The following is a 13,061-nucleotide window of genomic DNA, read 5'->3' on the forward strand; positions in this document are numbered from 1 at the left end:
TGAACTCCTCACCCCCGCCGCCCGGCGTCGGAGGAACCTCCCGATCGAAGGTATTCGTCACCGTCGAACCCGCGACGGACACGCGGTAGACGTCATCGGCGAAAACGAACTCGCCATTGTCCGCCCCGACCTCGACGAGCCGATAGGTCGCGCCCTTCTCAAGGCCCTCGATGACCGCTTGCGGCTGCTCGGCGCTCAACGAGACCTCCGTGACGAGGGCGTCGGCCCCGCCTGCGGGATCCACCTTGAAGAGCCTCGCCTTGATCGTGGCGCCCTGCGGCCATGCCATGGGCGAACCGTCGGAGTTCTTCCACAGCTTCTGGACCGCGATCTTGCCGTTGGCGTTCGGAGTGATGTCCCCGTTGTCGCTCGGCGTCGGAGGAACCTCGCCGGTCCGGGTGTTCGTGACCGTCGATCCGGCCACCGAGACCGTGTAGACGTTGTCGGCGATGGTGATCTCACCGTTGTCCGCGACGCCGGATTCCTTCACCGTGTAGGTGACGCCGATCAGCTTCGGGAGGCCGGAAACCTTCACCGACGGCGTCGCCGCATCCAGAGTGACCGACTTGCCCTCGATCTTCGTCTCCGCACCGTCCTTGACGGAGTAGACGTCGATCGTGACCGCAGCGCCCGCGGGCCAGGCGATGGCGCCCTTGTCGTCGGCCCACTTCTTCTCGATGAGGAGTTCCTGCGTCGGCGGGGTCACCGTGACGGTGTTCGACTCACCCTCATACTTGGGCTTGTCACCGCCGCCATTCGGATCACCCGGATTCTCACCGCTCGGATACTGCGGGAAGGTGCCATCAGGATTCTTCACGAACACCCTGTACGACGCCGCATTCTTCACACCCGAATGCTTCGCATCGATAAGCACCGGAGCATTCGCCGCGATCTCGGCCCAGTCGGCGCCGAAAGACTCGATGGTGGCGCGCGTGGCCGCGTCGATCACGGCCTTGAAGTTCACACGCACCCACTGACCCCGATAAGCCGTGGCATCCGGAATCGTCACCGTCAACTTCTGACCATCAATCGCAGCCGAAGCAGAGCCGATCCTCTCCCCCGCCTGAGCAACCGTCGTCTTGTGATCGTTGTCCGCCCCCATCGCGAAGACCGACACCTCATCCGCCGAAGACACGAACTTCAACGAATCCACCAACGAATCCTCGACCACGACCCTGTCAGCATCCACCGGCACATACGCCATGATGTCGTACTCAAAAGGCGCATCGAAAGCGCCAAGATCCGAATGAACCCCCTTATCCACATACTTCTCCAGGGCGGGCTGCTCGACCTTCTCCGTGTTGACGAAGCTCGCGGCCTTGCCGTTGACGATCTGCTCACTGCTCGCAACGAGCTCGTTGTTCGCGTTCTTCGTGACGGCGACCTTGACCTCGACGGATTTCGTGTCGTAGACGATTCCGGGCTCGGTCCCGGGCACCTCAGAGATCACGTAGGTGTGCTCGCCCTCGTCCGTGTAGGTGATCGCCGGGAAGGCGACGGTCGCGCCCTCGTCGAGAGCGTTCTTCGCCGTGGAGACGAGGACCGTCGATCCGTTCGCGAGCTTCTCCTCCAGTTCGAAGGTGAAGAGATTGCGGTAGGCGGCGACGCGATCCGAGCCGTCGGCCCCGATGAGGGCCTTCGAGGCGCTCAGGGCGAGAGTCGTCGGCTTCGGGGTATCGGCGGGGGCCTTCGTGTTGGTCCCCGTCTGGGTGAGCGTCGTATCGGTGAAGGTCACCGTCTTCGCGAACTGATGCCCCGAGGTGTCGGTGGTCGTCGCGCTCTGCTCCGTCGTCGTCGATTCCTTGACGGTGAGGTCTCCCAGTTCGAAGAGGTAATCGTTCTGGGGCCCGCCCTCAGCCGAGACCTCCGCGATGAGGATCTTGAAGTCCTTCTTGGCGATTGCGTCACCGGCCTTCAGGTTCGCGGGGAGAAGGGGCTCCTCGCCCGTCGAGTTCTGGATGGTGGTGGGCAGTTCGAGGCGGAACTTCCAATCGCCGAGGGCGATGACGCTCACTCCCGAGGCGTCTGCCGAGGGGGCGCTCTCTCCCGAGGCGTTGGCGGTGCTGTTGGACAGCCTGTAGACGCCCAGATCGCTCGTGTAGCCGTCGGAGGCCTTGGCCTTGAGGGACACGTAGATCTCAGAGGGGGCGTCCGTTCCCGCGGCGAATGCCTTCTGGAATTCAAGGGAGAGGTGCTCGCGCTTGACGTCTTCGAGCTCGCCGAAGATCAGGGTGCCGTCGGCGCCGATCGCACCGCCGCGACGCGAGGTGTTGTCGTAGATCCTCACGCCCTTGTTCGAACGCGCGCCTTCCGCGCCGTTGGTGAGGGACACCGTGCCCGCGACCGGATCATCCCCGGGCAGCGGACCGTTGTTCTCGTTGATCCACGGCTTCTCGAGGTTTTTCGCGATGAGCTCGCCGCCGAGGCCGACCTCTTTGAAGAAATCGACGCCCGTCGCCTTCGCGGTGTTGTCATCGATGATGACGCGCGAGACGTCGAAGACGAAGGTGCCGTAGGGGCAGACCCACACGCCGCCGCCCGAGCCGGGGACGAATCCGCGCACTCGGGAGTCGTCGGTCGCACCGTCGAGGTAGGTGTTGCCGTCCGCGCCGATGCCCTGCGCGTTCACGGACCTGTTGTTGTAGATCGATCCGTCGTTGAGGACGAGCGTGCGCGAGTTCTGGGGCGAATCGCCGTTGACGTAGATGGCGCCGCCCATGACCCACGACTTGTTGCCGTAGATGTCGCCGTTGTTGAGGGTCACGCCGTTGGAGGCGACGCGGATGGCGCCGCCCTTGTCCAGCGAGTAGTTGTCGTGCAGGGAGCCGCCGTTCAGGGTGAACAGGCCGCCGACCTTGCCGGCGGGTCCCTCGGCGTAGACCGCGCCCTGGCGGATGCTCTTGTTGTTCGAGATCTCGCCCGCGTTCATGGTGACGCCCTCGCCGTCAATGCTGTTGACGTTGATCGCGCCGCCGAGGTAGAGGCCCTCGTTCGAGTCGATCTTCGTGCCCTCATTGAGGGTCAGGTTCGACCTGTTGACGATGATCGCGCCGGCGTCGCCCTTGTTGGAGCTGATGGAGGCGTTCGTCAGTGCGCCCGTGGCGCCGTCGTTGAGGATGATCGCTCCTGCGGATCGGCTGCCGAAGTTGTAGCGCCCCTTGGAGAAGTCGAGCGCCTTGAAGGGCTCTTTCGCGTCGCCGAGGGCGATGACCTTGTTCTTCACCTCGTCGAAGGTGATGAGGCCGTCGCCGTTGGAGTCGACCGTGTCGTTGATCCCGTTCTCGTTGGCCATGCGGTCGTTGCTGCCGACTTCGTTGTTCGAGATCGTGCCGCCGGTCATCGTGAAGGACGCCCGGGTGCCCGTGTTGTAGATCGGGGCGATCGTTCCGGGGCCCACCGACCAGTCGTCGACTCCGGCGTCCTGGATGCTCCACGGCGTCGGGACGGGAAGCGGCCCGGTCGTGAAGTCGGAGAAGGACCCGCAGGAGACGTTGACGGCGCCGTTGGTGTTCGAGATGAAGAAGCCGCCCTTGTCGATGCCGTCGCTCGGGTCGAGTCCGAGTTCGGCGGCGGAGTAGCGGTGCGCGGCCAGAGTCGACATGTCGGGGGACTTCACGAGTTCGCGAAGCTGAACGGGGGCGTTCGTGCGCGCCCAGATCTTGCCTTCGAGCCAGCTTCCGCCGGAACCGTCGGTCTGGTAGTTGACGTTGGTGTTGGCCCGCTCCCAGTCACGAAGATGCGGGTAGATTCCCGTGATCTCATTGGTGAAGTAGAAGTCGATTCCCGAGGCGTTGGCGGTCGCTTCGTAGTAGGGGTAGCCGGCGCCGACGAACTTCTTGGCGGAATCGAGGCCGAAGACCATGCCGGTCTTCGGGTTCTGGAAGACGTTCCCCTTGTTTTTGGAGCCCCCTCGGGCCACGACCTTCAGAAGGGCGTCGTCGAGGAGGGGGAAGGACTCCTTCGTGAGGAAGACGGCCGTATCGTTGTTGGCGATCGGGCTCCCGTACCCGAACTTCCCGATGGCCCCGTCCTGACCGAAGGTGAAGAAGAATGCATCGGTCATCTCGCCGCGCATCATGACGAAGCGCCGCTGGGCGACCTTCGCGGGGTCGAGGCTGTAGATCTCTTTCGACAGGAGCAGTTCGTACTGCGAGGAGACGGCCTTGCCCGACATGTTGACGCAGCTCGATCCGTCCGGAGTGCCCATTGAGAGCAAGCCGCCCTCGTTGACCTGGAACATCGAGAGGAAAGCGGACTCGGGGTCTGCGGCCCGGTAGATGGTCTTGTCGCCGCGGAGCACGACCTTCTTACCGGAGTCGATGCTGAGGGTCTTGTCGGCGACGATGTCCTGAGTCAGGGTGACCACGACATCGTCGTTGTAATTGATCGCGGTTTCGAGTTCGGCCCAGGAGGCGACTGAGACTTCAGCAGCCGCCTGGGCGGGCGTAACGATGACGAGTCCTGAGAGCGCGAGGGCCAATGGGGCCACCAGGAGCGCGCGCAGGGATCTTGATGTGGCACTCATGCCGTATCAACGTCCTATTCTGTGCATGCAGGCCGCCTCGATTACCCCCCCCCCCGCGTTTTCGCCGACGAGGATCGCTTGCATATCACGCAAGGACGAAGGACCCACTGGGGATGCTTGCTCGATTACCATAACAGAGGGCAGGGTTTTCAAGAAACCTATTGCGGGAAATCACTCTGATCAGACGGCCCTCCCCGAAAAGCGGGGCGATCCGACGATCCGCCCGCCGGGCGCTTCACGAGTCCGGGCCCCGACCGCGCATCACGCAACCGGGGCTCGATTCGGCGATTCCAGGGCTTCGAAGGCGCAGGAGGGGCGCCGCACCTTTGCGAAGTCTCGGAGGCCTCGCACATTGAACTTGAACTCGCACGCGATGCGGCGAATGAACATCCGAAGCCTACGCGGAACAAAGGCGCAAAGCCGAAACCCGCGGACCCGAATCACCCCTGCTCAAGCAACACAGTCCGTCACCCACCGCGCGGCAGGCGGTGTGCCCCAGATGCCGGAAACACTGTTCGCCTTCGCCAACATGCCTGATGGTGGCCACCGTGATCTTTGGGGTCGACGAGGGATCAGTGGACCTCACCGTCGTCGGCGTTTCCGACATCGCCTCCCTCGAGTCGGGAATCGCAAGCATGGCGCGCACGGCCATTGCACCCGCGCCCCGCATCAGCTTCCAGACCATTGAGATGGACTCCAAGAATGTCGTCATTGCCCATATCGCACCGTTCCCACTCGCAGACAAGCCCGCCCGCACCGGAGGTCCTCCCTCATATCAACGAGAACTTGTCACCAATGTCCCGGCCGAGTACAGCTAGAACCGGAGAGAGGAAGGAGGAGGAAACCGCGAGGTTGGCAGTTCCTCGATGGCGAATGGCAGCCTCCGAACTTCGTTAGAATCGAGCGTCGCGTCCATTGCCCCAGCAGCCTCGACCTCTTTTACCATGATTTTCAAATATCTCCGCAAAATCATGAGAGGAGGAAAAACACCTCGGTCTCGACACCAAACCAGGACATCCTTGGCTCCTTTGGAGCCATTGCATGTTCGGCACGCCGGAACCAAGTTATCTCCAGTATCCAGTCCGCCAAGATGCTTGGGGATGAGATGGTCAAGGACCAACGCCTCTTCAGCGCCGCAGTACGAACATCGGCCTCCACTCGTAAGCTTCCACGTCTCATCATCGAACATTGAACCCACGGACATCGCCCCTGATTTGAGCCCCTTGGCGAGGCGCGCTCTAATCATGTAGGCCGTTCGGGAATAGGACTGAGCTCCCCGTTCCACGGCGTAATGAGCCATGGCCAAGTTGCCGTAAGCAACGGCCACCAGCTCACGGAGCGTCATCGACTCGACTTCAGATCCTGGCACGCCTTCACCGATCTATCGCTCATCCCTAGAACTCTGCTCCCGCGCGGGGCACGGCGTCGCCTCAGAATCACCTATTTCAGATCCCCATTGGCAATCGGATGCTACAGCGAGTGCAAAATTCACGTTGTCGTGCATATCGTAATGGCATGTGAGCGGCGCTTCGTCGAGGCGATCCGAGCCAACGATCGCGTAGGGCCGATGGGCCGTGTCAATGCTGTCGGCGACAACGCGGCCGTGAAATCCTTCTTCGCCCTGGCAGCGGCAACAGGCCCTTTGACGATCCATGAGCTCGTTGCCGCGACCGGCATGACGATCGGCCAGATTCGCTACGCCCTCGCGCGGCCCCTCGCGGAGTGCATCGTCGTGATGGACGGCAGGCAAGGACTCAAGTCGACCCGCTACAAGTTGAAGTGAAGCATTCCTGACTGTGACTGAGACTGCGAAATCACGAGTCTCGGTCACAGTCAGAAAGGCTTCTACACGTTGAACTTGAACTCCACGACATCCCCGTCCGCCATGACGTAGTCCTTGCCCTCCATGCGGACCCGACCGGCCGCGCGGGCTTCCTGGACGCCGCCGTACTCGACGAGGTCGTTGAAGGAGACGATCTCCGCCTTGATGAAGCCGCGCTGGAAGTCCGTGTGGATGACGCCCGCGGCCTGCGGCGCGGTGTCGCCCTTGCGGATCGTCCATGCGCGCGACTCCTTGGGCCCCGCGGTCAAGTAGGTCTGCAGGCCGAGGGTTTCGAATCCGACGCGTGCCAGCTTGTCCAGGCCCGCCTCCTCCTGACCGGATTCGGCGAGCATCTCGCGCGCATCCTCCTCATCGAGTTCGACGAGCTCGGACTCGAACTGGGCGTCGAGGAAGATCGCCTCGGCGGGCGCGACGAGGCCGCGCAGCTCGGCCTGAAGGGCTTCATCCTCCATGCCCTTCGCATCCATGTTGAACACGAAGATGAAGGGCTTCGTCGTCATGAGCTGGAAGGACTTGAGCGCCGCCTGATCGAGCTTCGCCCCCTCCGGGCCCGAAAGCAGCTCCCCGCGCTCCAGGAGCGACAGCGCCTCCTTCGCGGTCTCCAGGAACACCGGCTCGGTCTTCTTGCCGCGGACCTCCTTCTCGAGGCGCGGGATCTGCTTCTCGAGGGTCTGCATGTCGGCGAGGATGAGCTCGGTCTGGATCGTCTCGATATCGGAGGCCGGATCGACTTTGCCATCGACGTGCACGACATCAGGGTCTGCGAAGGCCCTGGTCACCTGACAGATCGCGTCGGCCTCGCGGATATTCGCGAGGAACTGGTTGCCCAGGCCCTCGCCCTCGGATGCGCCGCGGACGATGCCGGCGATGTCGACGAAGGACACGGTCGCCGGGATGATCTTCTCCGAGTGGAACATCTCGGCGAGGACCTTGAGCCGCGGGTCGGGCAGCGGCACGACGCCGACATTCGGCTCGATCGTCGCGAAGGGGTAGTTCGCGGCGAGCACGGTCGCGCGGGTCAGGGCATTGAACAGGGTCGACTTGCCGACATTGGGCAGTCCGGCGATTCCGATGGTGAGAGACACGCTCGTCATTCTAGGCGAGCGCCCCAGCATCCGCCCCACCCGCCCGCAGCCCCGCCCTCGTCCCCCGGCCGTTTTCCACAGACGAGGGCGGACGCCCTGACGCATCGGAGCGAAGAGCGCCAGACTCCGATCATGATGCTCCCCCACTCCAAGCTCATCCGCACGCACAGGAAGACGCCGCCCCGACATCCGGAAGGCTCCGCACCCATCAAGCGCGGTTTCCGCCTGAGCCTGACAGACGAGGAGGTCGGGCTCAAGGCGTGGGACATCCGCGGGCTCGTCGCGGGCGCCCGCATCCTCGCTGTTCACGGCGCATGCAGCCGCCCGCCCGTATTCACCGATGAATCCGCGATGATCCTCCACGGTCTCACCCCGTGGGCGCCGAACCCCGATGTCTTCCTGCGAGTCGGCTGGCGCTATTCCACTACGGCCCTCCCCGAGGTCGCCATCGGCTCCTGCACCGTATCGGGCGTGCGGATCCGTCAAATCACCTCCGCCCTCTTCGAAGATGAGCCCCTCGAGATCGACGGCGTCCTCGCCGACCCCCTTGAAGCGATCTCGTTGCACATGGCGTGCACACGAGCATTCCTCGACGCGCTCACCTGCGTCTGCGAGTCCCTGCGCGCGCTCAGCGCCTTCGATCGCTTCCGTATCGAGGAATCGCGAGTCCGGGAGCATCAGGTGAAGAGGCGCATGCTGGAGAAGCTCCGGCGCATGAACGAACGGCGGAGCCTTCGCGGTCTCCATCGCGCTGAGCTCATCGTCCGCTACTCCCACGCCGCCTGTGAAAGCATCGGGGAGATCGGACTGCTCGGGGTGCTCCTCACGCTGTTCCCGGACGAGCTCGTCAGCCAGTACGAGATCTTGACGGGAGGCAGGAGGTACTTCGCAGATTTCGCCCTGGTGAGATGGCGCATTCTCATCGAATTCGACGGCGTCGGGAAGATGGGGGGCTGACGAGGCGTCCTTCCACCGGGCGAAGCGGGACTTCCTCGCACGTCAACGTTCATTGGAGGACGCGGGATGGACGGTCATCCGCGTCGGGTGGGCCGATGTGCTCGATCCGCAGGGGCTGCGGGCCAAGCTCATCGAAAGGATCCTGCGGGTGCAGGCGCAGAAAGGGGATGTCGAGCTGCCGGGTGAGACTGCGCAGGCATTCCTCGAGATGCTCATCAGGGCGTGAGGCGACGCGACGCGAGCTCCGTGCCCGTACGAGTTGCCAAGCCCGCACTCAAGGGGCCAACCCCGCACGCAAGAAACACACTGCGGGATTAACCCCTCCAATGAGCCCGCCAACCCCACATTCAAGGCGCCAAGCCCGCAGACAAGAAACACACTGCGGACTTAACCCCTCCAATGAGCCCGCCAAGCCCGCACTCAAGGGGCCAACCCCGCACACAAGAAACACACTGCGGGAACGGCCGGCCCGTAACCCGCCGGATCAGACGAGAGGCGCCCTTGAGCCTGTCCTTTCAGCTCGTGTGATCCGGTCCGGCCTTGCGCGGGGCGTGAGGCCTGCCGTCGGCGAGACCGTGCGCAGCGAGTTCCGAGCGCAGGTTCCTCGGCAGGGCGAAGGTCGTCGTCTCCGTCTCAGTCCGGACCTCCTCAACCGTCGGGAAGCCGCGCGCCTGCAACCATTGGACGACCTCGCGGACGAGGATCTCCGGCACGGACGCACCCGAGGTCAAACCGACGACACTGGCCCCGTCGAACCAAGATTCCTGCAGCTCGGACGCCATATCGACCCGGTATGCCGAACCTGCGCCCGCCTCCAGGGCGACCTCCACCAGCCGCACCGAGTTCGACGAGTTCGCCGAACCCACGACGATCATCACATCGACGCCGGGGGCGATGGTCTTCACTGCGACCTGTCGGTTCTGCGTCGCGTAGCAGATGTCATCCGAGGGCGGATCGATGAGCTCGGGGAAGCGGCGGCGCAGGCGCTCAACGGTCTCGCGGGTCTCATCGACGGACAGGGTCGTCTGAGAGATCCACACGACCCGAGACGGATCCCGGACCTCGACCCGGTCCACCTCATCGGGAGTGCCGACCACCTGGATATGCGCGGGTGCTTCGCCGTAGGTCCCCTCGACCTCCTCGTGCCCCTGATGGCCCACGAGGATGATGTCGTAGTCCTCCTTCGCGAAGCGCACGGCCTCGCGGTGGACCTTCGTCACCAGCGGGCACGTCGCATCGATCGAGGCGAGGCCGCGGGCTTCGGCCCTCTCATGCACGTGAGGCGACACGCCGTGGGCCGAGAAGACGACACGCGCGCCCTCGGGGACCTCGTCGACTTCTTGAACGAAAACGGCGCCGCGCTTGCTCAGCGACTCCACGACGTACTTGTTGTGGACGATCTCCTTGCGAACGTACACGGGGGCCCCGTACAGGTCGAGCGCCTTCTCCACGACATCAACCGCACGATCGACGCCCGCGCAATAGCCTCGCGGGGCGGCCAGGAGGATCCGCCCGGTTCCGCCGGGAGCCTCGGAGTCGAGGGCGGGGCTCTCCGAGGGGGCGGGCGCGCCCGAAGGCGCCGGAGCCGAGCCGCCGATGCGATCGGTGATCGTGTCATTCATGGGCTCCAATCTAGCCGGAGGCCCCGGATGTCGCGCGCTTGCCTGCGCGCCAAGATCGCGCCTCGACCACCGGACTGCGAGCCTCGGCGGCCGCCCTTTCCTCACGCGCTGGATCGCGGTACACCCACGCCCGCTGGTTCTTCACCGCCGCCGTGCCCTTCCTCACGCGCTGGATCGCGGTTCCGCTCACGGGGATCGGACGATGCCCCGAACCCGGATGCGAGGAGCGGAGACGGTGGCGCCCTGTGGCATGCTTGACGCGTGCACAACCAGCCCCCCGCCGCGAAGGCCGCCGACACGACGCGCGACAACCCGTGGCCGCTGCGCAGGCTCACCGAGAACATCAAGATCTACGTCGACAGGATGTCGACCTTGTGGGTGGAGGGCCAGGTCGTCGAGTACAAGCCGCGGCCCGGCACGAAGATGGCCTTCTTCGTGCTCCGTGACGTCGAGACCGACACCTCGATGACCGTGACCGCCTGGCCGTCGATGCTCGACGCCTCGGGCCCGGCCTTCGCCGAGGGCGCGCGCGTCGTGACCCGTGTGAAGCCCGTGTTCTGGGAGCGCCGCGGCACGCTGAACCTGCGCGCTGAAGAGGTCCATGTCGCGGGACTGGGCGATCTGCTCGCCCGCATCGAGCAGACTCGGCGCCGTCTCGCCGAGGAGGGCCTGTTCGCCGCGGAGCGCAAGAAGCCCCTCCCCTTCCTGCCGCGCACGATCGGCCTGATCTGCGGTCGCAATGCGAAGGCGAAGGACGACGTACTGGTGAACGCGAGCGCGCGCTGGCCGGGCGCCCGTTTCGAGATCCGCGAGGTCGCCGTCCAGGGCGACCGGGCCGTCCCCGAGGTGACCGGGGCCCTCGGCGAGCTCGATGCACTGGAGAGCATCGACGTCATCGTCATCGCCCGCGGCGGCGGTTCGGTCGAAGACCTCCTCCCCTTCTCCGAAGAAGCGCTGGTGCGCGCGGCGGCTTCGGCCTCGACGCCGATCGTCTCGGCCATCGGTCACGAGGGCGATGCTCCCCTCCTCGACCTGGTCGCCGACTACCGCGCGTCCACTCCGACCGACGCGGCGCGTCGCATCGTCCCGGATTTCGCGGTGGAGAGCGAGGGGATCTCCCAGTCCCGATCCCGGATCCGGGCCGCGCTCGACGCGCGGCTGACGCGAGAGGCCCAGGAGCTGGCCCTCGTCACGAGCAGGCCCGTCCTGCTCAGCCCCGACGCCGTTCTCGATTCGCATCGGGATCAGCTCTCCCGCGGCACGGAGGCCATGCGCAGGGCCGTTGAGCGGCGCCTCGCGAGCGAGTCCCAGGAGCTCGTACGCGCCCGTGCTTCGCTCGCCGCCCTGTCCCCGCAGGGCACCCTCGATCGCGGGTACGCGATGCTCAAGCTTCCCAACGGCGCCCTGATCAGAGACGCGGCCGAAGTGGGCAAGGGCGCCCTGATCGAGGGCGTCCTCGCCAGGGGGCGCCTCGTCGCCCAAGTCGTCGGGACGACCCGGCCCATCGCCCCTTCGGCGATTGACGAATAATGCAGACCGCTTCCCCTTCCGGGGGAGCATCCCATCACCCAGGAGGACATGTGGCCAGCGACAACCCCGAAATCTCCGCTCTCGGTTATGAGCAGGCGCGCGACGAGCTCGTCGGGATCGTGCGGGCCCTCGAATCCGGGCAGGCCCCCCTTGAGGACACCCTCGCCCTCTGGGAACGCGGAGAGGCTCTGGCGGCGCACTGCCGTTCGATCCTCGATGCGGCGAACGCCCGTCTGAAGAGGAGTGAATCGGCTGAGGCCCCGGCTGCGCCCCTCGACTGAGCCCCCTCGGGCAGGGCCTTCGTCCACCCGAAGCGCACCGCCCCTCCTTCGAGCGTCCGCGCTCCTTCCAGCCCGTCGCCCGTCGCCCGCCGCCCGTCGGGCCGCCCCGCAGCGTCCTCGCCGCTCCGATCGCGCCCTGGGCCGCCCCGGCATCGCGACGAGGGCGCTGATGGGGAGACGGAGTCACTGCCGGGCAGATTAAACTGAATGCATCGCGGCGCGCGGGTGCGCCGCCCGACGGAGGAGCGCCATGGACCTCGTGACCGAGCCGCATATCCTCGCCATCGGCGAGGCTCTCATCGATATCGTCACCCCCGCCTCGCACCCCGAGGACGCGAAGGAGATCCCCGGCGGCTCGCCCGCGAACGTGGCGATGACCCTCGGACGACTCGGGCGCCCGGTCGCCCTGTCCACCTGGTACGCGGATGACCCGAGGGGCCGCGTCATCGAAGAGCACTTCTCCGCCTCGAAGGTCGTCATCACGCCCGAGTCGAAAGGCGCCACCCGGACGACGACCGCGAACGCCCTCATCGATGAGAACGGCGCGGCCTCCTACACCTTCGATTTCGACTGGAATCCGACTCCGCCGATCCCCGTCGCCGAAACCGCGCTCATCGTCCACGCGGGCTCGATCTCCGCAGCCGTCGAACCTGGTGCCACGGCCGTGTACGAGGCCATGATCGCCGCCCGTCCGCACGCGCTCGTGACCTTCGACCCCAATGCGCGGCCCGCCGTCATGGGGACGCCCGAAGCCGCTCTGCCCCTGGTCGAGAAGTTCGTCGCCGCAGCCGATGTCGTCAAGGTGTCCGACGAGGACATCGACTGGCTCACCCGGGGCGAAGACGTCGAATCCGTGATCGCCCGTTGGCTCGCGCTCGGCCCGCGCCTCATCATCGTCACGCGCGGCAAGAAAGGCGGTCTGGCGATCTCGGCCTCGGGCGTGCGCTACGAGGCGACCCCGGAGAAGGTGAAGGTCGTCGACACGGTGGGCGCGGGGGATTCCTTCATGGGCGGGATCCTCGACGCCATGTGGGGGCTCGGCCTGCGCGGCGCCCCCGCCCGGGACGTCCTGGCCGCGATCGATCATGAAGCGGTGAAGACCATCCTCGACCGCGCTTCGCGCGTCTCCGACGTCACGGTCTCCCGCGCGGGCGCGAACCCGCCGTGGGCCGACGAACTCGACTGAGCGCCTCGACCAGCGTCAAGGGCCGCCCCGGA

Annotated in this window: 11 protein-coding genes; 7 read left to right on the top strand and 4 right to left on the bottom strand. The window is 65.5% G+C overall.

The window, feature by feature from the left end:
* A partial coding sequence (locus ACQY7V_RS07400) for a Spy0128 family protein (protein ID WP_428639594.1) occupies positions 1 to 4,525 on the bottom strand: 4,525 nt, incomplete at its 3' end.
* A gap of 575 nt (positions 4,526 to 5,100) precedes the next feature.
* On the opposite strand from ACQY7V_RS07400, the gene ACQY7V_RS07405 reads away from it, so the two are divergent.
* Positions 5,101 to 5,343 (top strand): hypothetical protein, encoded by a 243-nt coding sequence (locus ACQY7V_RS07405; RefSeq protein ID WP_428639595.1) that lies wholly within the window; start codon positions 5,101 to 5,103, stop codon positions 5,341 to 5,343.
* Here the strand turns inward: ACQY7V_RS07405 and ACQY7V_RS07410 are convergent.
* Positions 5,340 to 5,870 (bottom strand): HNH endonuclease, encoded by a 531-nt coding sequence (locus tag ACQY7V_RS07410; RefSeq protein WP_428639597.1) that lies wholly within the window; start codon positions 5,868 to 5,870, stop codon positions 5,340 to 5,342. The two genes, ACQY7V_RS07405 and ACQY7V_RS07410, sit on opposite strands and share 4 nt — an antisense overlap.
* Positions 5,871 to 6,092: 222 nt before the next feature.
* On the opposite strand from ACQY7V_RS07410, the gene ACQY7V_RS07415 reads away from it, so the two are divergent.
* Positions 6,093 to 6,308: a hypothetical protein gene (locus tag ACQY7V_RS07415; protein ID WP_428639607.1), complete on the top strand. Its 216-nt coding sequence runs from the start codon at positions 6,093 to 6,095 to the stop codon at positions 6,306 to 6,308.
* A gap of 62 nt (positions 6,309 to 6,370) precedes the next feature.
* On the opposite strand, the gene ychF is transcribed toward ACQY7V_RS07415, so the two are convergent.
* Positions 6,371 to 7,453 carry a redox-regulated ATPase YchF gene (gene ychF / locus ACQY7V_RS07420; protein ID WP_277299575.1) on the bottom strand — a complete coding sequence of 361 codons (1,083 nt, stop codon included), beginning with the start codon at positions 7,451 to 7,453 and terminating at the stop codon, positions 6,371 to 6,373.
* 132 nt (positions 7,454 to 7,585) lie between these two features.
* Between ychF and ACQY7V_RS07425 the strand changes: the two genes are divergently transcribed.
* Together ACQY7V_RS07425 and ACQY7V_RS07430 are read left to right on the top strand one after the other, a co-directional pair.
* Entirely contained in the window at positions 7,586 to 8,410 is an 825-nt protein-coding gene (locus ACQY7V_RS07425) for a hypothetical protein (RefSeq protein WP_428639599.1), read from the top strand.
* 52 nt (positions 8,411 to 8,462) lie between these two features.
* Positions 8,463 to 8,636: a hypothetical protein gene (locus ACQY7V_RS07430; protein ID WP_428639602.1), complete on the top strand. Its 174-nt coding sequence runs from the start codon at positions 8,463 to 8,465 to the stop codon at positions 8,634 to 8,636.
* A gap of 289 nt (positions 8,637 to 8,925) precedes the next feature.
* Here ACQY7V_RS07430 and ACQY7V_RS07435 read toward each other — a convergent pair whose 3' ends face one another.
* Positions 8,926 to 10,032 carry a 4-hydroxy-3-methylbut-2-enyl diphosphate reductase gene (locus tag ACQY7V_RS07435; protein WP_154476437.1) on the bottom strand — a complete coding sequence of 369 codons (1,107 nt, stop codon included), beginning with the start codon at positions 10,030 to 10,032 and terminating at the stop codon, positions 8,926 to 8,928.
* A 261-nt stretch (positions 10,033 to 10,293) separates the two neighbouring features.
* On the opposite strand from ACQY7V_RS07435, the gene xseA reads away from it, so the two are divergent.
* The 3 genes from xseA to ACQY7V_RS07450 all read left to right on the top strand — a co-directional run bounded on the left by xseA (position 10,294) and on the right by ACQY7V_RS07450 (position 13,029).
* The gene (gene xseA / locus ACQY7V_RS07440; protein ID WP_320836555.1) at positions 10,294 to 11,562 is read left to right on the top strand and encodes an exodeoxyribonuclease VII large subunit; all 1,269 of its coding nucleotides are present in this window, start codon (positions 10,294 to 10,296) and stop codon (positions 11,560 to 11,562) included.
* A 50-nt stretch (positions 11,563 to 11,612) separates the two neighbouring features.
* Positions 11,613 to 11,843, top strand: coding sequence for an exodeoxyribonuclease VII small subunit (locus ACQY7V_RS07445; protein ID WP_235361893.1), 231 nt, complete (start codon positions 11,613 to 11,615; stop codon positions 11,841 to 11,843).
* Between the two features lie 250 nt (positions 11,844 to 12,093).
* Complete coding sequence (locus ACQY7V_RS07450) at positions 12,094 to 13,029, top strand: carbohydrate kinase family protein (RefSeq protein WP_428639605.1); 936 nt, start codon at positions 12,094 to 12,096, stop codon at positions 13,027 to 13,029.
* Positions 13,030 to 13,061 lie beyond the last annotated feature (32 nt).

This window comes from Schaalia sp., from assembly GCF_050312375.1.
Taxonomy (GTDB): domain Bacteria; phylum Actinomycetota; class Actinomycetes; order Actinomycetales; family Actinomycetaceae; genus Pauljensenia; species Pauljensenia hyovaginalis.